21 protein-coding genes and 1 pseudogene are annotated in these 26,911 nt (G+C 72.5%); 13 read left to right on the plus strand and 9 right to left on the minus strand.

Annotated elements, in window-relative coordinates; genetic code table 11:
• Positions 1-59: 59 nt before the first annotated feature.
• Together CSC64_RS04585 and CSC64_RS04590 are read right to left on the minus strand one after the other, a co-directional pair.
• A complete protein-coding gene (locus tag CSC64_RS04585; RefSeq protein WP_162434148.1) occupies positions 60-2,531 on the minus strand; it encodes an acyl-CoA dehydrogenase in 2,472 nt (823 codons plus the stop codon).
• The gene (locus CSC64_RS04590) at positions 2,528-3,469 is read right to left on the minus strand and encodes an alpha/beta fold hydrolase (protein ID WP_162434149.1); all 942 of its coding nucleotides are present in this window, start codon (positions 3,467-3,469) and stop codon (positions 2,528-2,530) included. The genes CSC64_RS04585 and CSC64_RS04590 overlap by 4 nt, the downstream gene beginning before the upstream one ends.
• Before the next feature lie 165 nt (positions 3,470-3,634).
• Here CSC64_RS04590 and CSC64_RS04595 point away from each other — a divergent pair, with 165 nt between their 5' ends.
• Positions 3,635-4,231, plus strand: coding sequence for a TetR/AcrR family transcriptional regulator (locus CSC64_RS04595; RefSeq protein WP_162434150.1), 597 nt, complete (start codon positions 3,635-3,637; stop codon positions 4,229-4,231).
• Between the two features lie 55 nt (positions 4,232-4,286).
• Here the strand turns inward: CSC64_RS04595 and pepQ are convergent, their stop codons facing one another.
• From pepQ to rph, 6 genes are all read right to left on the minus strand, one after another.
• Positions 4,287-5,651 carry a Xaa-Pro dipeptidase gene (pepQ, locus tag CSC64_RS04600; RefSeq protein ID WP_425501672.1) on the minus strand — a complete coding sequence of 455 codons (1,365 nt, stop codon included), beginning with the start codon at positions 5,649-5,651 and terminating at the stop codon, positions 4,287-4,289.
• Positions 5,652-5,898: 247 nt separating this feature from the next.
• Complete coding sequence (locus CSC64_RS04605; protein WP_162434152.1) at positions 5,899-6,243, minus strand: PilZ domain-containing protein; 345 nt, start codon at positions 6,241-6,243, stop codon at positions 5,899-5,901.
• On the minus strand, positions 6,240-8,612 hold the full coding sequence (locus CSC64_RS04610) for a DUF1631 domain-containing protein (RefSeq protein ID WP_162434153.1): 2,373 nt from the start codon (positions 8,610-8,612) through the stop codon (positions 6,240-6,242). Before CSC64_RS04610 ends, CSC64_RS04605 begins: the two co-directional genes overlap by 4 nt.
• Positions 8,613-8,684: 72 nt before the next feature.
• Entirely contained in the window at positions 8,685-9,842 is a 1,158-nt protein-coding gene (gene hemW, locus CSC64_RS04615) for a radical SAM family heme chaperone HemW (protein WP_162434154.1), read from the minus strand.
• A gap of 19 nt (positions 9,843-9,861) precedes the next feature.
• Positions 9,862-10,470, minus strand: coding sequence for an RdgB/HAM1 family non-canonical purine NTP pyrophosphatase (rdgB, locus tag CSC64_RS04620; protein ID WP_162434155.1), 609 nt, complete (start codon positions 10,468-10,470; stop codon positions 9,862-9,864).
• 49 nt (positions 10,471-10,519) lie between these two features.
• The gene (gene rph / locus CSC64_RS04625; RefSeq protein ID WP_162434156.1) at positions 10,520-11,248 is read right to left on the minus strand and encodes a ribonuclease PH; all 729 of its coding nucleotides are present in this window, start codon (positions 11,246-11,248) and stop codon (positions 10,520-10,522) included.
• Between the two features lie 153 nt (positions 11,249-11,401).
• On the opposite strand from rph, the gene CSC64_RS04630 reads away from it, so the two are divergent.
• From CSC64_RS04630 to CSC64_RS04645, 4 genes are all read left to right on the plus strand, one after another.
• Positions 11,402-12,262 (plus strand): YicC/YloC family endoribonuclease, encoded by an 861-nt coding sequence (locus tag CSC64_RS04630; RefSeq protein ID WP_162434157.1) that lies wholly within the window; start codon positions 11,402-11,404, stop codon positions 12,260-12,262.
• Positions 12,263-12,267: 5 nt separating this feature from the next.
• Entirely contained in the window at positions 12,268-12,888 is a 621-nt protein-coding gene (gmk, locus tag CSC64_RS04635; RefSeq protein WP_162434158.1) for a guanylate kinase, read from the plus strand.
• Between the two features lie 323 nt (positions 12,889-13,211).
• Entirely contained in the window at positions 13,212-13,511 is a 300-nt protein-coding gene (gene rpoZ, locus CSC64_RS04640; protein WP_052630794.1) for a DNA-directed RNA polymerase subunit omega, read from the plus strand.
• A 225-nt stretch (positions 13,512-13,736) separates the two neighbouring features.
• Positions 13,737-15,242 carry a hypothetical protein gene (locus CSC64_RS04645; RefSeq protein WP_162434159.1) on the plus strand — a complete coding sequence of 502 codons (1,506 nt, stop codon included), beginning with the start codon at positions 13,737-13,739 and terminating at the stop codon, positions 15,240-15,242.
• A gap of 127 nt (positions 15,243-15,369) precedes the next feature.
• On the opposite strand, the gene CSC64_RS04650 is transcribed toward CSC64_RS04645, so the two are convergent.
• On the minus strand, positions 15,370-17,508 hold the full coding sequence (locus CSC64_RS04650; RefSeq protein ID WP_162434160.1) for a glycosyltransferase: 2,139 nt from the start codon (positions 17,506-17,508) through the stop codon (positions 15,370-15,372).
• A 99-nt stretch (positions 17,509-17,607) separates the two neighbouring features.
• Here CSC64_RS04650 and mrcB point away from each other — a divergent pair, with 99 nt between their 5' ends.
• From mrcB to CSC64_RS04690, 8 genes and pseudogenes are all read left to right on the plus strand, one after another.
• Positions 17,608-20,061: a penicillin-binding protein 1B gene (gene mrcB / locus CSC64_RS04655; RefSeq protein ID WP_162434161.1), complete on the plus strand. Its 2,454-nt coding sequence runs from the start codon at positions 17,608-17,610 to the stop codon at positions 20,059-20,061.
• Positions 20,062-20,069: 8 nt separating this feature from the next.
• On the plus strand, positions 20,070-20,588 hold the full coding sequence (locus tag CSC64_RS04660) for a hypothetical protein (protein WP_162434162.1): 519 nt from the start codon (positions 20,070-20,072) through the stop codon (positions 20,586-20,588).
• Positions 20,589-20,655: 67 nt separating this feature from the next.
• Positions 20,656-22,686, plus strand: a complete 2,031-nt coding sequence (gene yoaA / locus CSC64_RS04665) for a DNA repair helicase YoaA (protein ID WP_162434163.1) — start codon at positions 20,656-20,658, stop codon at positions 22,684-22,686.
• Between the two features lie 202 nt (positions 22,687-22,888).
• The gene (gene tsaB / locus CSC64_RS04670; RefSeq protein ID WP_162434164.1) at positions 22,889-23,626 is read left to right on the plus strand and encodes a tRNA (adenosine(37)-N6)-threonylcarbamoyltransferase complex dimerization subunit type 1 TsaB; all 738 of its coding nucleotides are present in this window, start codon (positions 22,889-22,891) and stop codon (positions 23,624-23,626) included.
• Positions 23,627-23,815: 189 nt separating this feature from the next.
• Positions 23,816-24,196: a diacylglycerol kinase gene (locus tag CSC64_RS04675; protein ID WP_162434165.1), complete on the plus strand. Its 381-nt coding sequence runs from the start codon at positions 23,816-23,818 to the stop codon at positions 24,194-24,196.
• Between the two features lie 26 nt (positions 24,197-24,222).
• The gene (locus CSC64_RS04680; protein WP_162434166.1) at positions 24,223-24,972 is read left to right on the plus strand and encodes a TerC family protein; all 750 of its coding nucleotides are present in this window, start codon (positions 24,223-24,225) and stop codon (positions 24,970-24,972) included.
• Between the two features lie 97 nt (positions 24,973-25,069).
• A complete protein-coding gene (locus CSC64_RS04685; protein WP_162434167.1) occupies positions 25,070-25,720 on the plus strand; it encodes a LemA family protein in 651 nt (216 codons plus the stop codon).
• 111 nt (positions 25,721-25,831) lie between these two features.
• Positions 25,832-26,746: pseudogene (locus CSC64_RS04690) on the plus strand (TPM domain-containing protein); the annotation flags it as partial.
• Between the last annotated feature and the right edge of the window lie 165 nt (positions 26,747-26,911).

A 26,911-nucleotide genomic window follows, 5' to 3' on the forward strand; every position in this document is an offset into this window, starting at 1 on the left:
CACGAAGACGGCGGGCCGAAGCCCGCCGTCGAGGTGTCGCGTCCAGGGCACGCTGCGGATCAGGCCGCTTCGCGCTTGCCCGGCCGCGGCAGGTCGTAGTAGCTGGCCGCGCGCAGCTCGTGGACGTCGAAGTCGTCCACGGTGATCGTCTCCAGGGTGATCTCGCGCAGCTCTTCCAGCAGCTTGCGCTCCTCGGCGGTGATCACGCCCTCGGCCACGGCTTCGTCCAGCTGCGCGGGGAACTCCAGCGCCTCGATGCCCTTGGTCTTGAGCGCCTTGAGGAACTTGCGCTCCACCGGCTCGGCCTGCACCGCCCTGGCCAGGTAGCTGTCGATGCGGCCGCCCGGGTTGTTCGCGCACGGGGTCAGGAACACGCCGACGCCCAGGCGGTCGCGCGCTTCGTTCGGTGCCATCAGCAGCGAGGCCACGCGGTGGTTGAGGCGGTCGCCCGGGGCTTCGGCGCGGCGGCCGAGCGGGAACACCAGCGCCCACAGCGCCCAGCCGACCGGACGGATCGGGAAGTTGCGCAGCGCGTCGGACAGCGCGGACTCGATCTCGTTGAAGCTGTTGTACATGCTCCACGCCAGCAGCGGCTTGTCGGCTTCCGGCGCGCCCTCGTCATGGTGGCGCTTGAGCACCGCGCCGGCCATGTACAGGTGGCTGAGCACGTCGCCCAGGCGGCCGGACAGCGATTCCTTGAACTTGAGCTTGCCGCCCAGCAGCAGCATCGACACGTCGGCCATCAGCGCCAGGTTGGCGGCGTAGCGGTCGAGCTTGCGGAAGAACGGGCGGGTGTAATCGTCTCCCGGGGCGGCGCCGATCTTCGAGCCGGTGAGGCCGAACCAGAACGAGCGGAACGCGTTGGAGATGCCGAAGCGCACGTGCCCGGCCAGGCTCTCGTCGAACGCTTCCAGCGCGGCCTTGCGGTCCAGGTCCTGCGCGGCCTTCATCTCCTTCATCACCCACGGATGGCACAGGATCGCGCCCTGGCCGAAGATCAGCAGGCTGCGGGTCATGATGTTGGCGCCTTCCACGGTGATCCCGATCGGCGCGGCCTGCCAGCTGCGGCCGGCGAAGTTGCGCGGCCCGAGGATGATTCCCTTGCCGCCGATCACGTCCATCACGTCGGACACGACCTCGCGGCCCATGTTGTTGCAATGGTACTTCGCGATGGCCGACGGCACCGACGGCACGTCGCCGCGATCCACGGCCGCCGCGGTGGCCTGCGAAAGCGCGCTGATCGTGTAGGCCTTGCCACCGATCCGGGCCAGTGCTTCCTCCACGCCCTCGAAGCGGCCGATCGACAGGCCGAACTGCTTGCGGATGCGCGCATAGGCGCCGGTCACGCGGGCGCCGAACTTGGCGCCGCCCGAGGCGGTGGAGGGCAGGGTGATCGAGCGGCCCACGGCCAGGCACTCGTTGAGCATGTTCCAGCCCTTGCCGGCCATCTCCGCGCCGCCGATCAGCTGGCTCAGCGGGATGAACACCTCGCGCCCGCGGATCGGGCCGTTCTGGAACGGCGAGTTCAGCGGGAAGTGGCGGCGGCCGACTTCCACGCCCTCGGTGTCGCGCGGCAGCAGCGCCAGGGTGATGCCGATGTCGCGGGTGTCGCCGATCAGGCCGTCCGGGTCGTACATGCGGAACGCCAGGCCGATCAGCGTGGCCACCGGCGCCAGGGTGATGTAGCGCTTGTCGAAGGTCAGCTTCACGCCCAGGACGTTGGCGCCGTTCCACTCGCCCTTGCAGACGATGCCGAAGTCCGGGATGGACGTGGCGTCGGAGCCGGCGAACGGGCCGGTGAGGCCGAAGCACGGCACTTCCTGGCCGATCGCCAGGCGCGGCAGGTAATAGTCCTTCTGTTCCTGGGTGCCGTAGTGGTTGAGCAGCTCGCCCGGACCCAGCGAGTTGGGCACGCCCACGGTCGAACTGACCACCGAGGAGATCGAGGCGATCTTCTGGATCACCTTGTGGTGGGCCAGCGCGGAGAAGCCCAGGCCGCCGTACTGCTTGGGAATGATCATGCCGAAGAAGCGGTTCTTCTTGATGAAGTCCCACAGCTCCGGCGGCAGGTCGGCGTGGACGTGGGTGATCTCCCAGTCGTTGATCATCCGGCACAGTTCTTCGGTCGGGCCGTCGAGGAAGGCCTGCTCCTCGGTGGTGAGCTGCGGCTTCGGGAAGTCGAGCAGCATCTGCCAGTCCGGGTCGCCGGTGAACAGCTCGCCCTCGAAGCCGACCGAGCCGGTCTCCAGGGCGATGCGCTCGGTCTGCGACAGCGGCGGCAGGATCCGGCGGAACACGTCCAGCAGCGGCGCCACGATCAGCGGCTTGCGGATCGCCGGGGTCAGCAGCGGCACCGCGAACAGCGCCGAGACGATGGCGACCGTCGCGGTGGCGGCATGGCTGGCGCCGAGCAGCCAGCAGGCGCCCAGGGGGGCGGCCAGCAGTGCGGCCCAGGCCGCCGGGCGCAGGCGGGGGTAGGCGGCGAACCCGCCGATCAGCACGAAGGCCAGGATGGGTGCGGCAATGCTCATGGGACTGCTCCGGTGACGGGCGGGTGCGCCCTTTGCACGGTGGAACTGCCGGTCCCCTCGGTCCGGTCCAGTTCCACCAGGTATTCCAGCACGGTGGCGGTAAAACCATCGTTGTCGTCGCCGGCCAGCATATGCGTGGCGCCGGCGAGCTGCACATGGCGCGCATGCGGCGCCAGTTCGAGGAAGTCGGCGACGGTGCGCGCGGACACCAGGTCGCTGCGACCGCCGCTGACCAGCAGCAGCGGGCAGCGCACCGCGCGGGTGGCCTCGGCGATGTCGTCCTGGTGGCGCTCGCTGTCGCGTGCGAGCTCGTCGACCAGGCGCGGATCCCAGGGCCAGCGCCAGCGCCCGTCGTCGCCTTCGTGCAGCAGTCCGCGCAGCGAAGCGGACGACTTGCGGCCGGCGCGGTGCGGCAGGTAGGCGGCGATCGCCGCGGCGGCGTGCTCGAGCGAGTCGAAGCCGGCGGGGAAGGCGGTCATGAAGCCGAGGATGCGTTCGACCCCGGCGGTCTCCCAGCGCGGGGTGATGTCGACCAGCACCATCGCCCGGAACAGGCCCGGCCAGCGCGCTTCGGCGAGCAGGCCGAACAGGCCGCCCATCGACGCGGCGACCAGCACCGGCGGGCGCGACAGTGCGCCGGCCAGCACGATCAGGTCGTCGGTGAACTGGTGGCCGGTATAGGGATCGCCGGCGGCGTTGCGCTCCGAGCCGCCATGGCCGCGGGCGTCGTAGGCCAGGCCGCCGCGACCGCGCGCGGCCAGGGTGGTCGCGGTGGCCGACCAGGCGTGGCGGGTCTGGCCGAAGCCGTGCGCGTACAGCACCGACGGTTCCACTTCGCCATCGCTGGCGGAGTCGTGCCGGCTCGCGGCCAGCGCCAGCCCGGCGCCGTCCAGGCGCAGGTCGGTGGGCAACGGGCGAGGAGTGGTGGCCGAATCCATACGAGATGGTATGGATCGATCTCCGGGAAAGTCAATACGAGCGCGTATGGGGTGGTCCGCGCCTGCCACGGGAGCCGCCGGCGCCTTGATCCGGCTGGGGAATCGTGACGGTTTCCGCTGAAACGACGTACTGCAACGCACTGCGGCGTATGGTTAAATCCCGACATGAACACGACTGCCCCGCCTTCGACCCCGCCGCCCGCCCCCGCCCGCAGTTCGCGCCTGAGCGCGGCCGCCTGGGCCCAGGTCGCCCTCGACGTCATCGCCGAACAGGGCGTGGCCGCGGTTGCGGTCGAGCCGCTGGCGCGGCGCCTGGGCGTGACCAAGGGCAGCTTCTACTGGCATTTCCCCTCGCGCGACGCGCTGCTGCAGGCCGCGCTGGAGCGCTGGGAGGAAGTCGAGCAGGAACAGGTGTTCGGCAGCCTGGAAGAGGTGCCCGACCCGCGCGAGCGGCTGCGCCAGCTGTTCCAGCTGGTCGGCCACGAGACCAAGCCGCACGCGATCTACAGCGAACTGCTCAAGGCGCTGGACCATCCGGCGGTGGGCCCGGTGATCCAGCGGGTGTCGCAGCGGCGCCTGGAGTACCTGACCGCCTCGTTCCGCCAGGCCGGCCTGGGCCGCAACGAATCGCAGAACCGCGCGCGGCTGACCTACGCGGCCTACGTCGGCTTCCTGCAGCTGCGCCCGCAGCAGCCGAAGATGACCCACGAGGAATTCGACGAGTACCTCGGCCACGTGATCAATACGCTGATCCCGGGCTGATCCCGGGCTGAGGCGGAGCAGCTGGGCGAGCCCCGCTCCACGGGAGGCGGCGGGTCTATTCGCCGAACGCCGGACGGGTCAGGTTCTCGGGCGCATCGCCCGTGCACAGCACGTCGTCCTCGATGCGGATCCCGCCGTAGGGGCGGAACGCGTCCACCCGCGCCCAGTCGACGCTGCCCGCGTGGCCGTTCTTCTTCACCTCGTCCAGCAGCATGTCGATGAAGTACAGGCCCGGCTCGATGGTCACGACCATCCCCGGCTCCAGCACCCGGGTCATGCGCAGGTAAGGATGGCCCTCCGGCCGCGGGATCGTGCCGCCGCGGTCGCTGGCGGCGAAACCGGCGACATCGTGCACCTGCAGCCCGATCGGATGGCCCAGCCCGTGCGGGAAGAACGCCGCGCTCACCCCGGTGGCCAGAGCCGCCTCCGGCGAAACCTTCAGCACGCCGAAGTCCGCGAGGATGCCCATCAGCGACAGGTGCGCGTCCACGTGCAGCTGCCGGTAGTCGACCCCGGCGCGCACGCCCGCGCACATCGCCTGCTGCGCCGCGTCCACCGCGTCGACCATCGCCTGGAACTCGCTGCCGCGGTCCATGGCGTAGGTGCGGGTGATGTCGGCCGCATAGCCGCAATGGCTGGCACCGGCGTCGATCAGGAAGCTCAGCGGCGTGGCCGGCGGCTCGCGGTCCAGCTCGGTGTAGTGCAGGACCGCGCCGTGCGTATCGAGCGCGACGATGTTCTGGTACGGCACCTCGGTCGCGTCCTGGCGCGCCGCCGCGCAGTAGGCCATGTGGATGTCGAACTCGCTGGCGCCGGCGCGGAACGCACGCTCCGCGGCCCGGTGCGCATGTGCGGCCCTGCGCTGCGCCACCCGCATCAGCGCGACCTCGTACGGGGTCTTGTACGAACGCTGGTAGTGCAGGTAGTCCAGCGCCGCGGCCGGGTTGTCGGGGACGTATTCGCCCAGCGCGCTGTTGGCCTCGCCCAGGATCGCGCAGCGCGCCACCGGCGGCAGCAGCGCCAGCGCCTCTTCCGGCGTGCGGATCACGTGCACCTCCACATGCTCCACCCACCATCCGCCCGGCGCCTCCGGCACCACGTGCCAGTAGTCGAACGGCTGCAGGTAGATCACCTTGGGCCGCTGCCCCGGCGTGTGCACCAGCCAGCTGTCGGTGACGGTGGTCAGCGGCAGCCAGTGCTTGAAGTGCGGATTGACCGCGAACGGATAATCGCGGTCGTCGAACACCTGGTAATGCCGCCGTCCGCTCGGGATCAGCAGGTGGTCGCGGCCGCTGCGCGCCAGCGCCTCGTCGGCCCGCGCCTGCAGCACGGCCAGTTGTTGCGGATAGAGCAGGGCGGGATCGGCAACGTTCATCGGCACGGACAGGCTGGTAAAGGAACGCCATTTTGCCCGATCCACGCTTTACCGACCCGTAAAGCCGGTCCTGCTTCACCGTGGTCCCGTAGAAGCCACGCCCCAAAAGTCGCGACAGGACGTCGCACCCTGGCTATATGGCCCAAGTGGCACATGGATGTGCCACGGCCCTGAGTAAAGACAGGATGTCGTCCCGAAGGGTGGGCCATATAGCCAGGGTGCGGCGGCCCCCGCCGGAGACGATGCTTTGGACTCTACTGCTCCTGCCTTCCCCCGGTTGGGAAGAACGCAATCAGTGCGCCGGAGTTTCCTCGCCCGCACCCACCCAGGCACGGACCTGGTTGCGCTGCTCGTCGGAGATGGTCAGGAAGCGGAACCCGCACCAGCTCTGCCCCGGCGTGTTCGCCTCCACCAGCCACAGCAGGTGGACCCCGACGTTGATCGCCTGCGGACGGCTGCCGAGATGGAAACGCAACTGGTACAGCCCGTCCTCCACCAGCGGCGCGGTCGCGATCAGCAGCATCCCGCTCTCGGAGATGTTGCCCAGCTGCCCGACCACCTCGTCGGTCATGGTGTCGATCACCGGCACGCTGTCGGTGACATGGCGGCGCGGCGCCCGGCGCGAATCGTGGATCATGCGTTTGCCGTCCCCAGGTCGCCGTCCATTGCCTCGCCCCGCCCCGTGAGCCCGCGCAACGCCTTGAGCGTTGCCTGCCAGGCCCTGTCGATCAGCCGGCCCTTGTCCTCGGTGACGATCCGCGCCTGCCCCTGCGCCATCAGTCGCGCCAGGCTGTCCATCGACTGCTCGCCGACCTTGTGCCCGCGCGTGTTGACGAACAGCGCGTTGTCGGTCACCGGGCTGTACCAGGAAAGCCGCTGCCGGCGCGCGTCGCCCTGCTGGTTGTGCACGAACTCGAACCAGGTGCCGAACGGCAGCGTGCGCAGGTGCTCGTAGCAGGCCTGCTCGGCAGCGTTGCGCGGCGGCGGCTTGACCTTCTTCGTGGCGCCGTCGCCCTCGCCCAGGCGCGCGCGCGCCTTGAGCTTGGCGGTGAGTTCGGTGCGCGAGGTGTTCTCGTCGTCGTCGCTGCGCGAGAGCCGGCGTGCGATCGCGCTGGCCTCGTCCTCGTGGTAGCCGACCTGGCGCAGCGCGGCGTCGATCTGGCCGGCCAGCTCCGGGTCCGGTGGTGCGTCGGCCACGCAGGTGATGTCGATGATCCGCGAGGTCGCTTCCTCGCGCTGGCGCCACTCCTCCGACTCCTCGCCATGGCGCAGCGCGGTCAGGGTCAGCACGTCGGCCCAGGCCTGGTTGAGCAGGGCCTGGACGAACTGCGGCGGCTTGCGCTCGCCCAGGCGCGCGGCGATGGACGCCACGGCGTTGCGCTTGGCCGTCTCCAGGCGGTCGCGGCCGCGCGCGGCCTCGACCTGGCGGCGTTCGCTGACCTCGGCCTTGTGCGCCTGCGCCCGGTAGTGCTCCTGCACCTCGCGGTTGGCGCGCTCGAACACGCCTTCGTCGCCCTGGTATTCCTCCACCACCCGGTCCACCGCCTGCTCCAGGCGCAGGACCAGTTGCGGGTCGCCGTCGTCGTCGGAGAGCCAGGTCGCGCCGGACTCGGCCACCGAGTTGAGCAGCTCGCGCGCCGGGTGCTGGTCGCGGACGAAGAAGCTGCGGTCCTGCACCGCGGCGCGGACCACCGGCACCTGCAGGCGCTCGAGCAGGTCCTGCGCCGGCGCGTCCACGTGCACTTCGCGGCCGATCTCGTGGTACAGCATGCCGAGCAGGTCGAAGGTGTCGCTGTGTTCCTGCGAAAGGCCCGCCTCGGGCCCATGCGATTCGCGGACCCGGGCGAGCATGGCCTGGCGCAGGTCGTCGACGGTGCGCCGCCGGCGCCCGGATGCGCGCTGCGGCGCGGGCATCGCCTGCATCGCGCCGAGCACGTTGACCACCGCGTCCAGCGGCAGGATCACCCCGGGCGCGGACGGCGACGGATCGGCGCCGCCGGCCACGCGGTGCTCGGAGAGCATGCCCTGCAGCGCGGCGAACACTGCCTGTTCCGGCATGTCCCCGGCTGCAGCAGCCTCGCCCGTAGCGGTGGCCGCGGCGGCCTCGCCGGCGATGCCTTCGCTGCCGTCGCCACCGGCCTGGCGCGAGGCCAGCCCTGCCATCAGTGCGCCACTCCAGGCCGACGGACGCGCCTGGCTGTGCCAGCCGGTGAGCGGGCGCTGGCTGACCGCGCCGGCCGAGCCTGTGGGGTTGCCGCGGCCGCGGCTCTGCCCCTGGGTGCGCGGGCGGTACGGGAGGTAGACCAGCCCCGGCAGCACGCCCTCGTGGGTGAGCAGCACGTTGAGCCGTTCGACCAGTTCGCCGTAGCGTTCCATCACCTGGCGCTCGAACACCCGGTACAGCAGCAGTTGCGAGTCCAGGTTCACCTGCAGCGCCTCGCCGGCGTCGCGCAGCACGCGGCACAGCGCGTACGGGCCGATCGGCAGGTGTTCCGGATCGAACGCCGGGCGCCCGGCGAGCACGCCGAAGCGCTGGCCCAGCAGCAGCAGCGGGGTGGCGCCGCGCTGGGCCTCGCGGCGGCCGATCTCGCGCAGGACGATGTCGCGGTCCAGGTCGGTGTCCTCGACCAGGGTCAGGCGCTGGTACTGCAGCGGGTCGGGCTTGGTCGCCGCGGCCGGCTCGGCCTCGGGCGGTTCGCGCAGCCGCGCCAGCGAGGCTTCCAGCCCGGTGAGATAGCGCGGCACCAGGTCGGCGCGGTTCTGGCGCAGCCGCTGCAGTTCGGCGAAGTGCTCGGCCTGGTGCTGGCTGCTGCGCGCGCGGTCGGCCTGCTTGAACAGCTGCCGTTCGAATTCGTTGAGGGCCAGGTTGAGCGAGGTGGTCAGGCTCTGCCCGGCCAGGGTGTTCACTGCCTCGAGCAGGTGGCGCACGCGCGCCGGCAGCGACGCACCCGCAAGCGTGCGGAGCGCTGCCGCGGCATTCGACGATGGGCGGACATTGACTGACATCCGGTGGCCCGGCTCCCCTGTGAAAGCGTATTTAACACGTTTGTGCGGACCGGGCCACAGCGCCGGCAGCGGTCAGAGGAACAGGGCGATCACGTCGTTGGCGAAGCGCTGGCCCAGGGAGGTCGGCCGCACCCGGTTGTCCTCGATCACCAGCCATTCGCGTTCGCGCGCCAGGGCCAGCTGCGGCTGCAGGCTGTCGCCGCGCAGGCCGGTGCGGGCCTCGAAGTCCGCCAGGGCGAAGCCCTCGTGCAGGCGCAAGGCGTTGAGCATGTACTCGAAGGTGCGGCGTTCCGGGCCGATCCGGTCGTCGCCGCCGATCGAGACGGGGCTGCCGGCGGTTTCCATCCACGTGGCCGGGTGCTTGTGCTTCCAGCGCCGCAGGATCGCCTGTTCGGCGCCCAGGGTGATCTTGCCGTGCGCGCCGGCACCGATCCCCAGGTAGTCGCCGTAGCGCCAGTAGTTGAGGTTGTGCGCGCACTGCCGGCCCGGGCGGGCGTAGGCGCTGGTCTCGTAATGGGCGAAGCCGGCGTCGGCCAGCAGTGCCTGGCAGCGCTCCTGGATGTCCCAGGCGTCGTCCTCGTCCGGGATGCCCTGCGGCGGCCGGGCGAAGAACACCGTGTTCGGTTCCAGGGTGAGCTGGTAGTGGCTGACGTGCGCCGGCTGCAGGGCGAAGGCGCGCTCCAGGTCGGCCAGTGCCATGCCCAGGTCCTGGCCGGGCAGGGCGTACATCAGGTCCAGGTTGAGGTTGTCGAAGCCGGCGTCCTGGGCCAGCTTCACCGCCGCCTCGGCTTCGCGGCTGTCGTGGATCCGGCCCAGTCGCTGCAGGCAGCCGTCGTCGAAGCTCTGGATGCCGAAGCTGATCCGGTTGACGCCGGCGGCGCGGTAGCCGTCGAAGCGGCCGTGCTCGGCGGTGCCTGGGTTCGCCTCCAGGGTGATCTCCGCATCGGGCGCGAAGCGCAGACGTGCCGACGCGGCCTGCAGGATCCGTTCGATCGCGGCGGGCGGGAACAGGCTGGGCGTGCCGCCGCCGAAGAACACGCTGTGCACGGTGCGGCCCCACGCCAGCGGCAGGTCCTGCTCCAGGTCGCGCACCAGCGCATCGACATAGGCGTCGAACGGCAGCGCGCCCTTGGCCGCGTGCGAGTTGAAGTCGCAGTACGGGCACTTGCGCACGCACCAGGGCAGGTGCACGTACAGGGAAAGCGGCGGCGGGACCAGGGCGGGCGTCATGTGGGCCGAAAAGGGCGCCTCAGCGCAGCGCCGCCAGCGCCGCCGGCAGGCGTTCGCGCAGCTGCGCCAGGGCGCGGCCGCGGTGGCTGATCCGGTTCTTCAGCGCCGGCTCGAGTTCAGCGGCCGACAGCCCGTGCGTGGTATCCAGGAACACCGGGTCGTAGCCGAAGCCGCCGCTGCCGCGTGGCGCGTCGAGGATCAGCCCCGGCCACACGCCTTCGGCCACCAGCGGCTGCGGATCTTCCGCATGGCGCAGCAGCACGATCACCGCGTAGAAGTGCGCGGTGCGCCACTGCGGGTTCAGGCCTTCCAGTTCGCCCAGCAGCCTGGTGATGTTGGCCGCGCTGTCGCCGTGGCCGCCGGCGTAGCGCGCCGAATGCAGGCCCGGCGCGCCGCCGAGCGCGTCCACGCACAGGCCCGAATCGTCGGCCAGCGCCGGCAGGCCGGTGGCGCGGGCGGCGTGGCGTGCCTTGAGCAGTGCGTTCTCGACGAAGCTCAGGCCGGTCTCCTCGACGTCGGCCACGCCCAGGTCCGACTGCGGGAGTAGTTGCGCGCCGGTATCGGCGAGCAGCGCGCGCAGCTCGGCCAGCTTGCCGGCGTTGCCGCTGGCCAGGACCAGGCGGGTCATCGCGGCACCCGCGTGGCGCCGGTGGCCGCGCCGCTGGCGCCGGTGCCGTTCATGCCCGCGCCAGCGCCGCCTGCTGCGCGGCGAGCAGTTCGCCGATGCCCTGTTCGGCCAGGGCCAGCAGCGCGTCGAGTTCGGTGCGGCGGAAGGCGTGGCCCTCGGCCGTGCCTTGCAGTTCGATGAAGCCGCCGCCGTCGTTCATCACCACGTTCATGTCGGTGTCGCAGGCGCTGTCCTCGGCGTAGTCCAGGTCCAGCACCGGTACGCCCTGGTACACGCCGACCGAGACCGCGGCGACCGCGCCGAACACCGGATCGCGGGTGATCTCGCGCTTCTTCTGCAGCCAGCGCACTGCATCCACCAGCGCCACGTAGGCGCCGGTGATCGCGGCGGTGCGGGTGCCGCCGTCGGCCTGCAGCACGTCGCAGTCCAGGGTGATGGGGCGTTCGCCCAGCGCGTTGCGGTCGATGCAGGCGCGCAGGGTGCGGCCGATCAGGCGCTGGATCTCGAGGGGGCGGCCGCCCTGCTTGCCACGCGCCGCTTCGCGGTCGGAGCGGGTGTGGGTGGAGCGCGGCAGCATGCCGTACTCGGCGGTGACCCAGCCTTCGCCCTTGCCGCGCAGGAAGGCCGGCACCTTGTTGTCGACGCTGGCGGTGCACAGCACCCGGGTGTGGCCGAAACTGACCAGCACCGAGCCTTCGGCGTGGCGGGTGTAGCCGCGTTCGATGCGCACTTCGCGCAGCTGGTCGGGGGCGCGGCCACTGGGGCGGACGACGGTCATGCAGGGATTCCGTAGGCGTGGGGAGGGCGGCGGCGCGTGCGGCCGGCCGGGGACGGCGAAGGCCGCGCGGCACGCGGCGGGTGCCGCGGAAGGGCGGCTAGATTACCATTCGCGCCTTGCCGGCAATGTCCGGCCCGGCCAGGAAACCCGCGCATGATCCGCAGCATGACCGCCTTCGCCAGCGGCGAACGGGCCACCCCGTGGGGCGTGCTGGGCTGCGAACTGCGTTCGGTGAACCACCGCTTCCTGGAGACCGGGCTGCGCCTGGCCGACGAGCTGCGCGTGCTGGAACCGCTGCTGCGCGAGCGCGTCGCCGCGCGGGTCCAGCGCGGCAAGCTGGACCTGGTGCTGCGCCTGCGCGCGCCGGAATCGGCGGTGGCGCTGGCGGTGAACGAGGCCCTACTCGAGCAGCTGGGCGCGCTGGCGCAGCAGCTGGAACCGAAGTTCCCGCAACTGCGGGTGGAGTTCACCGAACTGCTGCAGCTGCCCGGCGTGATGCAGGCGCCGGCCGCCGACGGCGAGGCGCTGCAGGCGCAGGCGCTGGCGCTGCTGGAGCAGGTGCTGGACGAGTTCGTGCTCGCGCGCGAGCGCGAGGGCGCCAAGCTGGGCGCGGCGATCTCCGAGCGGGTGGATGCGATCGAGCGCATCGCCGGCGAGGTGCGCACGCTGATCCCGGCGATCCGCGACGGCCAGCGGGCCAAGCTGGCCGCGCGCCTGGCCGACCTGCCGCACCCGGTCGACCCGGGCCGCGCCGAGCAGGAGCTGGTGCTGTGGCTGCAGAAGCTGGACGTGGACGAGGAGCTGGACCGGCTCGGCAGCCACATCGCCGAGATCCGCCGGGTGCTGGGCCAGCGCGAGCCGGTCGGGCGGCGCCTGGATTTCCTGCTGCAGGAGTTCAACCGCGAGGCCAACACCCTGGGGTCGAAGTCGGTGGACGCACGCACCTCGGCCGCGGCAGTGGAACTGAAGGTGCTGATCGACCAGGTCCGCGAACAGGTGCAGAACATCGAATGAGCCAGATGCGCGGTACCCTTTTCGTCGTCGCTGCGCCGTCGGGCGCCGGCAAGAGCAGCATCGTCAACGCGGTGCTGGCGCGTGATGCGCACATCCGCCTGTCGATCTCGTTCACCTCGCGCGCGCCGCGGCCGGGCGAGCGGCATGCGCAGCACTACCACTTCGTCTCGGCCGACGAATTCCAGTCGATGATCGAGGCCGGCGACTTCTTCGAATACGCGCGCGTGCATGGCGACTGGAAGGGCACGGCGCGGCAGTCGGTGGAGCCGCAGCTGGCGGCCGGGCACGACGTGCTGCTGGAGATCGACTGGCAGGGCGCGCTGCAGGTGCGGCGCAAGGTGCCCGACGCGGTCAGCGTGTTCATCCTGCCGCCGTCGCGCGCGGCGCTGGAGCAGCGGATGCGCTCGCGCGGCCAGGACAGCGAGGCGGTGATCGCGCAGCGGCTGGCGGCGGCGCGCGAGGAGATGTCGCACTACGCCGAGTTCGACTACGTGGTGGTGAACGAGGTGTTCGAAACCGCGGTGGACGACATGTGCGCGGTGTTCACCGCCAGCCGCCTGCGCAGGGCGCAGCAGGAAGAACGCCACGCCACCCTGATCGCCGCGCTGCTCGCCCCCGACGCGTAGCGATCCCCCCCTGTAGGAGCCCACTTCAGGGGGCGACCCGACGCCGCCCGGCCGCAGCCGCGGACAACGCGACCGCTCCGGGGGCCACGCGTTGAGCGCTGCACCTTCATTGCAACCGGGTCGCCCCCTGAAGTGGGCTCCTACAGGGGAGGGCGGCCATCCATGCCGGGAGCCGTCGCCCTTGCGCAGCCGCCGCCTGTCGGTAAGCCGTTGATTGCAAAGGTCCGTTCAGCCTCGTGGCTTGCCGGCGGCGGGCCCCGGGGCGTACACTCCGCGCCCGATCCCCTTTCAACGAGCGGCGACCGCAGTCGCCTGGAACCCCTATGGCCCGTATCACCGTCGAAGATTGCCTGGAAGTGGTCGACAACCGCTTCGAACTGGTCATGATGGCCTCCAAGCGCGCCCGCCAGCTGGCCAACGGCGTGCCGGCCACGCTGGACAACAGCGAGAGCGACGACAAGCCGACCGTGCTGGCCCTGCGCGAGATCGCGGCCCGTACCATCGACAATGCCCTGATCGACGAAGTCGAGAAGGCCGAGCGCGAGCGCGCCGAGCGCGAAGCGCTGGAGTGGGCCGCCGCCGAAGTGGTGGCCGACGACGACCTGTCCAAGGGCGACGACTGATCGCCCGCGGCGGCAGTCGCATTGTTGGTTCCGGACGGCCTGCGCGGGCCGTTCGCGTTTGTGGCCCGGTGGCATCGCTGGACGAGCGACCGGCGCCGCAGCAGCGCCGCACCGGGGCGCCGTGCGGTGGCATCGGCAATGCCACGGCGTGACGGTGGCCTTGCGCACCCGGGCTAAGCTGCGGCGGATGATTCCATCGATCCCGTCCTGAGTCCCGGCCCCGCCATGCGCACGCGCAACGGTCCGCAACGGACGTTCCCGCCGGTCGCCGGCTGGCGTCGGCACGTGCCGCTGCTGTGCGTGGTGCTGGTCGCGGCGGTCCTGCTGCTGGCGGCATTGCGGCAGCCGCTGGGCGAGCGGCTGTGGCCGCAGGCGCGCATCGACACGCTGCTGGCCGAGGGCGAGGCGGCGCTGGCGGCCGGGCGCCTGGACCAGGCCGACGGGCAGGGTGCGCGGCAGAAGTTCGAGGCCGCGCAGGCGCTGGACAGCGATCGCGGCGAGGCCCGCGCGGGACTGGCGCGGGTCGGGTTGGCGGCGTTGCAGCGGGCGCGGACGTCGATCGCGGCGGGCCGGCCGGCCGAGGCGCGGCACTGGCTGGATCTGGCCACCGGGCTGCAGGTGCCGCGGGCACGGATCGAACCGGTGGAAGCGGCACTGCGGCAGGCCGAGGCCTCCGGCATCGACCTGCCCGCATTGCGTGCGCGTGCCGCCGCGGCACTCGCAGCCGGTGATGCGGAACTTGCGTTGCAACTCCACGCGCAATGGCTGGCACTGGAGCCAGGCGACGCGGCCGCGCTGGAAGGACGCGAGGATGCGCTGGCACTGCTGCTGGAGGGCGTACCCGCCGCGCTGGAGACGGGCGATCTGGCCACCGCTGCGCGCGTCATCGCGCAGGCGCGGCGCCACGATCCGGGCCATGCGCAGCTCCCCGCCCTGCAGGCGGCCTGGTCGCGCGCACTGGCCGCGCAGGCGCGCCGGGCCGGTGCGGACCTGCGCGCAGGCCGCCTCGAAGCGGCGGCCGCGCGCTTCACCGGCCTGCGCGAGGTGGCGCCGGAGGATGCCGCGGTGGCGCAGGGGGCGCAGCGCACCGCACATGCACTGGCGCGGCGCGCCCGCCAGCAGGCGGGCGATTTCCACTTCGATGAGGCCACGCATGCGCTGGAACTGGCGCGCGCGCTCGCCCCCGGCGATGCCGAAGTCGAGGACGCCGCACGCGAGCTCGAGCGTTCGCGCGAGGTCGCGCGTCGGCGTCTGCCGGCGGCACCGACCGGACGCGCGCAGTCCAGGCAACTGCAGCGCGCGCTGGAAGGATTCGACCAGGCCATGCAGCGCGGCGAATGGATCGAGCCGCCGGGTGCGAGCGCGTACGACCAGCTGCGCGCGGCGCAGGCATTGGCGCCCGACGCGCCGGCGGTGCGCGCCGCGGCTGCACGCATGCACGAAGCGGCAGCCGGCTGCGGCGACGCGGCGCTGCGCGACAATCGCCTGCGCACCGCGCAGGGCTGCCCCGAGGCCTGGCAGGTGCTGGCGCCGGCCGACCCGGCGTTGCGCGCGGCGCGCCCGCGGCTGGCGCAGCGCTGGCTCGCGGTAGGCGAAGAGCGCCTGCGCGCCGGCGAACTGGAAACAGCCGCACGCGCACTGGCGTCGGCACGCGCGCTGGACCCGGCCACCCCCGGCCTGGACGACCTCGCCGCCCGCCTCGCCCGCGCCCGCGGCAACGCGCCGTTGTAGGAGCCCACTTCAGGGGGCGACCCGGCGACGGCTGCACACGGCCGCGTTCAACAGCCACGGCTCCGGAGATGCTGCGTTGATTGCGGCGCTGTCCGGACAGCGCGGGGTCGCCCCCTGAAGTGGGCTCCTACAGGAAAAACACCCGCTGCACGGCGGCGGCGGCGGCCTGCGGCGAGAAATGCCGGGCCACGTTCTCCAGCCCCGCGTGCGCCTGCCGTTGCCAGCGTCCGCGGTCGCGGTACAGCGCCACCACCGCGGCGGCGAAGGCTTCGGCCGTGTCTGCCACCACCACGTCCACGCCATCGCGGAGGTACATGCCTTCCACCGCGCAGGTGGTGGCCACCACCGGCTGGCCATGGGCCATGCTCAGGTTGACCTTGCCCTTGACCCCGGCGCCGAAGCGCAGCGGCGCCACCGCCACCCGCGCGCCGTCCATGTACGGCGCGATGTCGGCCACGTGGCCATGGACCACGATGCCGTCGGCTTCGCCGAGCGCGCGCACTTCCGGCGGCGGCGCGGCGCCGATGCAGTGGAAGCGCACCGCCGGCAGTGCCTGGCGGATCGCCGGGAACACCTCCCGCGCGAACCACAGCACCGCGTCCACGTTCGGCGGATGGCGGAAGCCGCCGACGAACACCAGGTCGGCGCGCGCGTCGAAGTCCAGGCCCGGGCCGGCCACTTCGTGCAGGTTGGACAGCAGTTCCACGCGTACGCCGGGCGCCTCGCGCGCCAGCTGCGCCTGTTCCTCGGCGCTGACCACCAGGGTGACGTCGGCGGCGGCCATCGCCGCCAGCTCGTGTTCGCGCACCGCCCCGGCCGCGCGCAGGGCCGCCGCGTCGCCGGCCAGCTGCGCGCCGCGGCGCTCGCGCAGGTGATGCAGGTCGACCGTGTCGAACACCAGCCGCGCCCGTGGCGCATGCCGCCGCAGCAGCGGCAGGAACGCGCTGGCCAGGTGGTGGCGGGTGAGCACGATCACGTCGAAGCGTTGCGCATGCCGGCGCAGCCAGGCCGGCGCGGATGGCGCGTACGGCGCGTACCAGGTTTCCACGCCCAGCTGCTGCAGCGCCACGGTGGCGTCGCCGCCGTGCGCCAGCCCGGTCGGCAGGAAGGCCACGTGCGCGCCGCCGTCGCGCAGCATGCGGATGAGGTTGAACTGTCGCAGCGATGCCGAGTCGTGGTCCGGCCGCGGTACCGCCTCGTCGACCACCAGCACGTTGCGCTGGCCGGCATGCAGCAGTGCCGGCGTGGGCAGCGTGCCAGGCGCCGGCCGCCCGCGCAGCGCGTCGGCCCACTTGTGCGCGAACACGGCCTGGTTGCGCACCTGCGAGGCCTTGGTGCCGCTGCCGGTGTCGGTGCCGGCAGTGGTGCCCTCGTCGTGCAGCACGCGGCTGCGCGGCTGGTAGCGCAGCTTGCGTCCGAGCGCGCGCACCGCGAAGGCCAGGTCGGTGTCCTCGTAATAGGCCGGTGCGTAGCGCGGATCGAAGCCGCCAGCCTCGGCGAACAGCGCGCGCGGGATCGCCAGCGCCGCGCCGGAGCCGTAGTCGGCCTCGCGCACATAGGCATAGCGCGGATCGTCGGCCGCTTCGAAGCGGCCGTAGCTCCAGGCGGCGCCATCGTCGAAGGTCACGCCGCCGGCCTCCTGCAGTCGCCCGTCGGGGTACAGCAGCTGGGCCACGGCCATGCCGGTATCCGGATGCGTGGCGAAGATGTCCAGCAGCGCGTCCAGCCAGCCCGGCTGCGGGATCGTGTCGTTGTTGAGGAAGACCAGGTACTCGCCGCGGGCCAGCGCGGCGCCGTCGTTGCAGGCGGCGATGAAGCCGCCGTTGGCGGCGCGGCGGTGGTAGCGCAGGCCTTCGACCTGCGCCATCCAGGCGTCGGTGCCGTCGCTGCTGCCGTCGTCGACCACGATGATTTCGAGCCCACCGCCTGCGCAGGCGGCGGCTGGCGGATGCGCGGCCAGTGCGCGCAGGCAGGCCAGGGTGGCCTGGCGGTGGTTGAAGACCGGGATGACGATGCTCGCCCGCGGCGCGGCGCCGTCGATCGCGGCCGGCACCGCGAACGGCGCGAACGGCGCCGGTTCCGGCCGGTACAGCGGGACCTGCGGCGGTGGCGGTGGCGGCCGCAGCTGCAGCAGCGCCCGTTGCCAGGTCGTCCGCCAGCCGCGGCTGCGCAGGCTGGCCAGGCCGCGACGGAGCAGGCCGCGCAGGTGCGCCAGGCGGTAGCGGGCATGGGCCAGCCAGTGGCCCGGCCCCGAGGAGGACTGCATTCCGCTTAGCGACTCCGGACTGAAGAAGGGTGCGGCCGGTCCGCGGCGCCGGCAGGCGCCTGCGCTAGACTCGCCCGACTGCAGCATTCTCGCATCCCCGTGCCCCGACGCCACGAACCGGAAGACATCGAAGACTACGAGGACGACGACACGGGCGCGGCCGCGCCGGCCTGGCGTCGCCACCTGCTGACCGCGGTGCTGGCCGCCGCCGCACTGGCGGCCGGATTCCTGGTCCCCTACGTGATGTACCTGAACCACCAGGTCAGCGAGCGCTTCGGCGCCCTGCAGTGGCAGATCCCCACCCGCGTCTACGCCCGCCCGCTGCAGTTGCGGCCGCAGCTGGCGATGGATGCGCGCACGCTGAAGACCGAGCTGGACGCGGCCGGCTACCTCGAGGACGAGGCCGGCGAGCGCCCGGGCAGCTACAGCCAGGACAAAGGCCTCTTCACCATCGCCAGCCGCGGCTACATGGACGTGGACGGGGAGGTGCCGGCGCGGCGGATCGAGGTGTCGCTGTCCGGTGGCCGCGTCGCCGGCCTGCGCGACGCCGCCACGCGCAAGGCGGTCAAGGCCGCGCGGCTGGACCCGGCGCGGATCGCCACCCTCTACGGCCAGCGCCAGGAAGAGCGGCGCCTGGTCCGGATCGAGGAGGTGCCCGAACTGCTGGTCACCGGCCTGCAGGCGGTGGAGGACCGCGACTTCTCCCATCACCACGGCGTGGACCTGTCGGGCATGGCGCGCGCGGCCTGGGTCAACCTGCTCGCCGGCGAGAAGCGCCAGGGCGCCAGCACGCTCACCCAGCAGCTGGCGCGCAGCGGCCTGCTCGGGATCGGCAAGGAACAGACCTGGTCGCGCAAGTTCAACGAGATCCTGTACGCGCTGATCCTGGAGTCGCGCTACGACAAGCGCACGATCCTGGAGACCTACCTCAACCAGGTCTACCTGGGCCAGCGCGGCAACCAGGCCATCCACGGCGTGGCCTCCGGCGCGGAACTCTGGTTCGGCCGCGACCTGGACCAGCTGAGCACCGAACAGGTGGCGCTGCTGGTCGGCCTGGTGAAGGGACCCTCCTACTACGACCCGCGCAAGCACCCGGAACGGGCGCTGGAGCGGCGCAACATCGCCCTGTCGATGCTGCACGACACCGGCCTGGTCGACGACGCCGAGTACGAACGTGCGCGGCAGGCACCACTGGGCGTGACCAGGCAGCCGGGCGTGGCCGCGGCCAATCGCTTCCCGGCCTACATCGACCTGGTCCGCCGGCAGCTGGCCAACGACTACCCGGAAAGCGCGCTGCAGGGCGCCGGGCTGAGCGTGCTCACCGGCATGTCGCCCTCGGCCCAGGCCTATGCCGAAGGCGCGGTGGCGCGCGCGGTGGAGGCGCTGCAGACCGGCAAGCGGCCGCCGCTGCAGGCCGGCGTGGTGGTCACCGACGTGCATGCCGGCGAAGTGCTGGCGGTGGTCGGCGGGCGTGACGTGGCCAGCCACGGCTTCAACCGCGCGGTGGAGGCCAGGCGCCCGGTCGGCTCGCTGCTCAAGCCCTACGTCTACCTGCTGGCGCTGGCGCAGCCGCAGCGTTTCTCGCTGGCCAGCTTCGTCGAGGACACGCCGGTCACCGTGCAACTGGCGCGCGGCAAGACCTGGACCCCGGACAACTCGGACAACACCAGCCACGGCACCGTGCGCGTGGTCGACGCGCTCGCCCATTCCTACAACCAGGCGACGGTGCGGATCGGCATGCAGGTCGGGCCGGAGCGGCTGGCGCAGCTGGTCCGGGTGCTGGCCGGGATCGAATCGCAGCCCAACCCGTCGCTGATCCTCGGCTCCACCGATCAGAGCCCGTACGCGATGGCGCAGCTGTACCAGTTCCTCGCCTCCGGCGGTGAGATCCAGCCGCTGCGCGCGGTGCGCGGCGTGCTCGACCCGGAAGGCAAGCTGCTCAAGCGCTACGACACCGCGCCGGCCGCCGCGCAGGAAGGCGACTCGATCGCCGCCAACCTGGTCACCGTGGCCCTGCAGCAGGCGGTGAGCGAAGGTACCGGCCGGCGCCTGCTGGCCGACGGCCTGGGCCGGCTGTCGCCGGCGGGCAAGACCGGCACCAGCAACGACGGCCGCGACAGCTGGTTCGCCGGCTACACCGGCGACCACCTGGCGGTGGTGTGGATGGGCAACGACCAGAACGCGCAGACCGGCCTGTACGGCGCCACCGGCGCGATGCGGATCTGGTCGGGGCTGTTCTCGCGCCTGCCCAGCGCGCCGCTGCGGGTGCCGGGCAAGGGCCTGGACTGGCAATGGGTGCAGCCGCGCGGCTCCTACGTGACCGACGCCGACTGTCCCGGTGCGCGCCGCCTGCCGTTCGTCGCCGGTGCCGCGCCGGCCTACGCGCCGTGCGCGCCGGCCTACGAGGAAGCTGCCGCCGACGGCGGCGAGGCGCAGGACGGGCGCGGCGGTTTCTGGCAGCGCCTGTTCGGCCGCGACCGCGCGCCGGAACCGGCGCCGGCAACGGAGCCGCCGGCACAGCCTGCGCAGCCCGTCACGCCGCCTGCGCCATAATGGCGGCCATGAATTTCCTTCCGCGAACCGTCGCGGCCACGGCCGCGTTGTGCCTGCTGCTGTCCGCGTGCGCGCCGGTGGTCCAGGCTCCGCCCGCGCCCACGACGGATGCGAAGGAGCGGCTGGCCGCGATCGATGCCATCGCCGGCGCCGAGGACACCGAACTGGATGTGCAGCCGCTGCGCGATCCGCAGGTCGAGGACCTGCGCCTGCGTGCGCGCCGCGCGCTGGACGCTGGCGACACCGCCACCGCGGCCGACGCGCTCAGCCAGGCGCTGCTGATCCTGCCCGAGGATCCGGCGCTGCTGCAGGAACGTGCCGAGGTGGCGCTGCTGCAGGGCCAGTACGAACGTGCCGACACCCTGGCCCAGCGTGCTTACGAAGTCGGCTCGAAGGTCGGCCCGCTGTGCCGCCGGCACTGGGCCACGGTCGAGCAGGCGCTGCTGGCGCGCGGCCTGGCGCAGGAAGCCGCCGCGGCCCAGGCCCGGATCGGCGCCTGCACCGTGCCGGGCCTGAAGCGGATGTAGGCCGCACCCGCGGCCCGCGCGCCACTCCGGCGCAAGGTCGCGGCTGCGATGCCCGCGCGCATCTTCCATGTCACGCCTCGCCCATGCCAGCGTCGAAGCCCTCAGCGAAGGCGGTGCCCTGGCCGAACGCGTCGACGGCTTCGCTGCGCGCCCGGCGCAACAACGCCTGACCGCGGCGGTGGCCGAGGCCTTCGAGCAGCGCGAGGTGCTGCTGGCCGAGGCCGGCACCGGCACCGGCAAGACCTACGCTTACCTGGTGCCGGCGCTGCTGTCGGGGCTGAAGACGATTGTCTCCACCGGCACCCGCGCGCTGCAGGACCAGCTCTACCACCGCGACCTGCCGCGGGTGCGCGAGGCGCTGGGCACCAGCCTGCGCAGCGCCCTGCTCAAGGGCCGCGCCAATTACCTGTGCCACTACCGGCTCAACCAGGCCAAGGGCGATGCGCGCTTCACCTCGCCCGAGCAGGCCTCGCAGTTCCAGCGCATCGTCGCCTGGGCCGGGCGCACCCGTGCCGGCGACATGGCCGAACTGGAAGGCCTGGCCGACGATTCGCCGCTGCTGCCGCTGGTCACATCCACCGTCGACAACTGCCTGGGCAGCGAGTGCCCGTTCTACGAGGAATGCTTCGTGGTCCAAGCGCGTCAGCGCGCGCAGGCGGCCGACCTGGTGGTGGTCAACCACCACCTGCTGCTGGCCGACCTGGCGCTCAAGCAGGAAGGCTTCGGCGAAATCCTGCCCGGCGCGCAGGCGTTCGTGATCGACGAGGCGCACCAGCTGCCGGAACTGGCGGCGAGCTTCTTCGGCGAAGGCTTCGGCATGCGCCAGATGCAGGAGCTGGCGCGCGACTGCCTGGTCGAATGCAAGCAGACCACCGGCGCGCTGGCCGTGGTCCAGGCGCCGGCGCGCGCGCTGGAACAGGCACTGCGCGAACTGCGCGCGGCGATGGAAGCGCTGCCGCCGCGCGGTACCCGCTACCGCGCGCTGACCCTGCCGGCGGTGTGCGACGGCTTCGACGTGCTCGCCGACGCGCTGGCCACGCTGGAGCAGGCGATGGCGCCGCTGGCCGAAACCTCGCCCGGCTTCGACGCCTGCGTGGCGCGCGCGCGCGACCTGGGCGAGCGGCTGGCGCGCTGGCGCGATGGTGGCGCGGCGTCGGACGCGTTCGAGGATGGAGCCGGCGAGGCTGCCGGGGAGGCGGCGGGCGGCGAAGGCGACGAACCGCTCGACGCGGTGGCGCTGGCGCGCGCGGCCGCGCGCGGCGGCGAGGTCTACTGGTACGAACTGAGCGCGCGCGGGTTCCGCTGCCAGCGCACGCCGCTGGACGTGTCCGCGCCGCTGCGCCAGCACCGCGAGCAGTCGCGCGCGGCGTGGGTGTTCACCTCGGCGACGCTGGCGGTGGGCGGCGCGTTCCAGCACGTGGGCCGCAAGCTGGGCCTGTTCGACCCGGACACGCTGCTGGAGCCGAGCCCGTTCGACTGGCCGCGGCAGGCGCTGTGCTACCTGCCGCGCGACCTGCCGGAGCCGAACACGCGCGGCTTCGGCGCGGCCATGCTCGCGGCGGTGCGACCGGTGCTGCAGGCTTCCGCTGGCCGTGCGTTCCTGCTGTTCGCCTCGCACCGTGCGCTGCGCGAAGCGGCCGAGGCGCTGCGTGGCGGGCCGTGGCCGCTGTTCGTGCAGGGCGAGGCGCCGAAGGCCGAGCTGCTGCGCCGCTTCCGCGAATCGGGCAACGGCGTGCTGCTGGGCTCGGCCAGCTTCCGCGAGGGCATGGACGTGGCCGGCGACGCGCTGAGCGTGGTGGTGATCGACAAGCTGCCGTTCGCCGCGCCGGACGACCCGGTGTTCGAGGCGCGGCTGGACGCAGTGCGGCGGCAGGGCGGCAACCCGTTCCGCGACGAGCAGCTGCCGCAGGCGGTGATCGCGCTCAAGCAGGGCGTGGGCCGGCTGATCCGCACCGAATCGGACCGCGGCGTGCTGGTGCTGTGCGACCCGCGCCTGACCGGCAAGCCCTACGGCCGGGTGTTCATGCAGTCGCTGCCCGCGTTCACGGTGACCCGCCGCCTCGAAGACGTCCAGGCCTTCTTCGCCGCCCCCTTGTAGGAGCCCACTTCAGGGGGCGACCCGATGCCGTCACCGGCGGCAGCGTTCAACGCGGACCATCCGGAACCGTCGCGTTCACCGTCGTGCCTTGCGACGCCCTCGGGTCGCCCCCTGAAGTGGGCTCCTACAGGAAGCACGGCACGGGCGAGGGGGCATCGTTTACGCTTCCAGTCCTTTTTCCGTCCCAGCGCCCACGTCCCCCATGAAGCTGCTCGCCTTCGAAACCGCCACCGAAGCCTGCTCGGTCGCGCTGTACCTGGACGGGGAGGTACGCGAGCGCTTCGAACTGGCGCCGCGCCGCCACGCCGAACTGGCCCTGCCCTGGGCCGATGCGCTGCTGGCCGAGGCCGGCGTGGCCCGCGCGCAGCTGGATGCGATCGCGGTGGGTCGGGGACCGGGCGCGTTCACCGGGGTGCGCCTGGCGATCGCGTTGGCGCAGGGGATCGCGCTGGCGCTGGATCGCCCGGTGGTCCCGGTTTCGACCCTGGAGGTGCTCGCCGCCGGTGCGCCGGCGGACGGGCCGGCGCGGATCCTGGCGGCGATCGATGCACGCATGGGCGAGGTCTACGCCGCCGCGTTCGCGCGCGCGGACGACGGCTCGCTGCGGCCGCTGGACGCCGAGCGGGTGCAGCCGCCGGACCGGGTGGTGCTGCCGCAGGGGCACGACGTCGACCTCAGCCACGAGGGTCACGACGGCGACTGGCAGGGCGTGGGCACCGGCTGCGCCGCGGCCGGCGGGCTGCTGGCGCAGCGCCTGCAGCCGGCGCTGGCACGGGTCGATCCGGCCGCGCTGCCACATGCCGCCGACCTGGCGCGGCTGGCCGCCGCCGCGTTCGCCCGTGGCGGAGCGCTGCCCCCGGAACGGGTCGAGCCGGCCTACCTGCGCGACAACGTCGCCCTGACCCTGGCCGAACAGCAGGCGCTGCGCGCGGCGAAATAGCGCCCCGGCCCGGGCACTCGCAGAGCGTGGCTTGCCCGGCTGCGGGAGGCGCCGACGGGTCCACGCGCCCCGATGTGGCAAAATTGCCGCTTTCCAACGCCCCGGCCGTGCCGATGCAGCTCCCGTCCGTTCCGCCCACGACGCCCCGCGCGCGATTCCGCCGCACGCGCGCTGCCGCGGGCGCCTGACATGGCCGACGAGACCGGGCACCTGCCGCGGCGCCCCAGCCGGATCCTCAAGGCGACCCAGTGGTCGCTGCAGGGCCTGGCGGCGGCCTGGCTGCACGAGTCCTCCTTCCGCCTCGAGGTCTACCTGTTCGTGGTCCTGGCGCCGCTGGCGCTGTGGCTGGGCCAGGACGGGATCGAGCGCGCGCTGTTGATCGGCTCGATGGTGCTGGTGCTGTCGGCCGAGCTGCTGAACTCGGCGGTGGAAGCGGTGATCGAACGCTACGGCGCCGAACACCATGAACTGGCCGGCCGCGCCAAGGACATGGGGTCGGCGGCGGTATTCGTGCTGATGCTGAACGTGCTGCTGACCTGGGCCCTGGTCCTGGGCCCGCGGCTGTTTTGATGCCCCGTTGTTGAAGGATTGATCCGATGAGCTTCGAATTCCTGGCCGACCCGAACGTCTGGCTGACCCTGGTGACCCTGAGCGCGCTGGAAATCGTGCTGGGCATCGACAACCTGGTGTTCATCTCGATCGCGGTCGGCCGGCTGCCGCCCGAACAGCGCGCGTTCGCGCGCAAGTTCGGCATCGCGGTGGCCTGCGTCACCCGCATCGGCCTGCTGGTGTCGCTGGCGTTCCTGGCGCGGATGGAGCACGACCTGTTCAGCGTCGCCGGGATGGGCATCTCGATCCGCGACCTGGTGCTGATCCTGGGTGGCGCGTTCCTGCTGGTGAAGGGCACGATGGAGATCCGCGAGCTGATCTCCGGCGGCGAGGACGACGACCCGCGCACCACCAAGAGCTCGCAGGTGTTCTGGATGGTGATCGCGCAGATCGCGGTGATCGACATCGTGTTCTCGCTGGACTCGGTGATCACCGCGGTGGGCATCGCCGAGCACATCCCGGTGATGATCTTCGCGATCCTGCTGGCAGTAGCGATCATGCTGCTGGCCGCCAACCCGCTGGGCCGCTTCATCGACGCCAACCCGACGATCAAGATGCTGGCGCTGGCCTTCATCCTGCTGATCGGCGCGGTGCTGATCCTGGACGGCCTGGAAGTGCACGTGCCCAAGCCGTACATCTACTTCGCCATGGCCTTCTCGGTGCTGGTGGAGACGCTCAACCTGTTCATGCGCCGCAACGCCGCGAGCAAGCACGTCCCGGGCGCCGGCGAGTTCTGATCCGGCGCGCGGCCCGGCATCGCTTGCACGGTGCCGGGGCCGGTGCTGCAATGGCCGCGCAGCCGGCCGCCGGCCGGTCCCGACACGGAGCAGTGCCATGCATGGGATCTTCCGCAGGTGGGCCATCGTCGCGGTCGCGCTGGCGACCGCAGTGCTGCTGACGGGCTGCGGCTACAACGCGATCCAGCAGAAGGACGAGGCGGTCAAGGCCGGCTGGTCCGAAGTGCTCAACCAGTACCAGCGCCGCGCCGACCTGGTGCCCAACCTGGTCAACACGGTCAAGGGCTACGCCGCGCACGAAAGCCAGGTGCTGACCGAGGTGACCGAGGCGCGCGCACGCGTCGGCCAGGTCCAGGTGAACGCCGACGACCCGGCCTCGCTGCAGCAGTTCCAGGCCGCGCAGGGCGAACTGTCCTCGGCGCTGTCGCGGCTGCTGGTGGTCAGCGAGAACTACCCGACGCTGAAGGCCGACCAGTCGTTCCGCGACCTGCAGGCGCAGCTCGAAGGCACCGAGAACCGGATCACCGTGGCCCGCGGCCGCTACATCGCCACGGTGCAGGACTACAACACCTACATCCGCTCGTTCCCGCAGCTGGTCACCGCGAAGATCTTCGGCCACCGCGAGAAGCCCAACTTCAGCGTCGAGAACGAAGCGCAGATCCAGCGCGCGCCGAGTGTGGACTTCGGCACCACGCCGCCCGCGCCGCAGCCGCCGCAGGCCCCGCCGCCGCCCGCGCCGGCCAACTGACGCAGGCCGGCGCCGATGCGCGCGATCCTGCCCGGCCGGCATGACGCCCGGCCCGCACCGTTCCGGTGGCCGTCGGCGTGGGCGCTGTTGGCCTGGCTGCTGCTGGCCTGCTTGCTGCCGGCAATCGCCGTGCCCGCATCGGCGCAGCCGGCGGCGGACGTGGCCATCCCGGCGCTCGACGCGCCGGTGGTCGATACCACCGGCACGCTCGACGCGGCCACGGTGCAGCGGCTCGATGCGCAGGCGCGCGCGCTGCAGCAGCGCAAGGGCAGCCAGTTGCAGGTGCTGGTGGTATCGACCACCGGGCCCGAATCGATCGAGCAGTACGCGGTGCGCGTGTTCGAGGCCTGGAAGCTGGGCCGCGGCGGCGTGGACGACGGCGTGCTGCTGCTGGTGGCCAGGGACGACCGCGCGGTGCGGATCGAGACCGGCTACGGCCTGGAAGGTGCGGTTCCCGACGCGGTCGCCAACCGGGTGATCCAGGAATACCTGGTGCCGAAGTTCCGCGCCGGCGACTACGGCGGCGGGATCGAGGACGCCACCGCGGTGCTGGTGAAGGTGATCGACGGCGAGCCGCTGCCGGCGCCGGTGAGCCGCAATGCGCCGGCCCGGTCGTCCGCTGGCAGGCCCTGGCTGCCTGCGCTGTTCATCGCCTTCATCGTCGCCCAGGTGGCGCGTGGCCTGTTCGGCCGGCTGCCTGCCGCGGTGCGTGCGCCGCTGGTGGCGATCGCCGCCGGTGGCACCGCGTGGTTCATCTCGGCGGCGGTGTTCGCCGGCGTCGTCGGCGCAGTGGTGGGCCTGCTGGTCGGCCTCGCCAGCCTGGGCAGCGGGCGTTTCGCCAACGGCGGTGGCTGGGGCGGCGGCCTGGGCGGTGGAGGACTCGGCGGCGGCTGGGGCAGCGGCGGAATCGGCCGAAGCGGCTCGGGCGGGCGCGTGGGTGGCTCCAGGGGCGGCGGCTTCGGTGGCGGTGGCGGCTGGAGCGGCGGTGGGGGGGGGGGGGGGGGGGGGGGGGGCTCGGGGGGGGGGGGGGGGGGGGGGGGGGGCCTGGTGTTCGACCCCCCGCGGAGGGGGGGTGTCCCGGGGGGCGGCGGCGGCGGGTGGCGGGGGCGGCCGGGGGGGGGGGGGGCGGGCGAGGAGGCGGGGGGGGGGTCGGGGGCGGGGGCGCGGGGGGGGGGGGGGGGGCGGGGGGCG

This window comes from Pseudoxanthomonas koreensis, from assembly GCF_010093225.1.
In the GTDB taxonomy this organism is placed as follows: Bacteria; Pseudomonadota; Gammaproteobacteria; order Xanthomonadales; family Xanthomonadaceae; genus Pseudoxanthomonas; species Pseudoxanthomonas koreensis.

Coding starts and splice junctions, on each gene's coding strand:
- CSC64_RS04585 (WP_162434148.1), bottom strand. CDS start 2,531: ATGAGCATTGCCGCACCCATCCTGGCCTTCGTGCTGATCGGCGGGTTC.
- CSC64_RS04590 (WP_162434149.1), bottom strand. CDS start 3,469: ATGGATTCGGCCACCACTCCTCGCCCGTTGCCCACCGACCTGCGCCTG.
- CSC64_RS04595 (WP_162434150.1), top strand. CDS start 3,635: ATGAACACGACTGCCCCGCCTTCGACCCCGCCGCCCGCCCCCGCCCGC.
- CSC64_RS04605 (WP_162434152.1), bottom strand. CDS start 6,243: ATGATCCACGATTCGCGCCGGGCGCCGCGCCGCCATGTCACCGACAGC.
- CSC64_RS04610 (WP_162434153.1), bottom strand. CDS start 8,612: ATGTCAGTCAATGTCCGCCCATCGTCGAATGCCGCGGCAGCGCTCCGC.
- hemW (WP_162434154.1), bottom strand. CDS start 9,842: ATGACGCCCGCCCTGGTCCCGCCGCCGCTTTCCCTGTACGTGCACCTG.
- rdgB (WP_162434155.1), bottom strand. CDS start 10,470: ATGACCCGCCTGGTCCTGGCCAGCGGCAACGCCGGCAAGCTGGCCGAG.
- rph (WP_162434156.1), bottom strand. CDS start 11,248: ATGACCGTCGTCCGCCCCAGTGGCCGCGCCCCCGACCAGCTGCGCGAA.
- CSC64_RS04630 (WP_162434157.1), top strand. CDS start 11,402: ATGATCCGCAGCATGACCGCCTTCGCCAGCGGCGAACGGGCCACCCCG.
- gmk (WP_162434158.1), top strand. CDS start 12,268: ATGCGCGGTACCCTTTTCGTCGTCGCTGCGCCGTCGGGCGCCGGCAAG.
- rpoZ (WP_052630794.1), top strand. CDS start 13,212: ATGGCCCGTATCACCGTCGAAGATTGCCTGGAAGTGGTCGACAACCGC.
- CSC64_RS04645 (WP_162434159.1), top strand. CDS start 13,737: ATGCGCACGCGCAACGGTCCGCAACGGACGTTCCCGCCGGTCGCCGGC.
- CSC64_RS04650 (WP_162434160.1), bottom strand. CDS start 17,508: ATGCAGTCCTCCTCGGGGCCGGGCCACTGGCTGGCCCATGCCCGCTAC.
- CSC64_RS04660 (WP_162434162.1), top strand. CDS start 20,070: ATGAATTTCCTTCCGCGAACCGTCGCGGCCACGGCCGCGTTGTGCCTG.
- yoaA (WP_162434163.1), top strand. CDS start 20,656: ATGTCACGCCTCGCCCATGCCAGCGTCGAAGCCCTCAGCGAAGGCGGT.
- tsaB (WP_162434164.1), top strand. CDS start 22,889: ATGAAGCTGCTCGCCTTCGAAACCGCCACCGAAGCCTGCTCGGTCGCG.
- CSC64_RS04675 (WP_162434165.1), top strand. CDS start 23,816: ATGGCCGACGAGACCGGGCACCTGCCGCGGCGCCCCAGCCGGATCCTC.
- CSC64_RS04680 (WP_162434166.1), top strand. CDS start 24,223: ATGAGCTTCGAATTCCTGGCCGACCCGAACGTCTGGCTGACCCTGGTG.
- CSC64_RS04685 (WP_162434167.1), top strand. CDS start 25,070: ATGCATGGGATCTTCCGCAGGTGGGCCATCGTCGCGGTCGCGCTGGCG.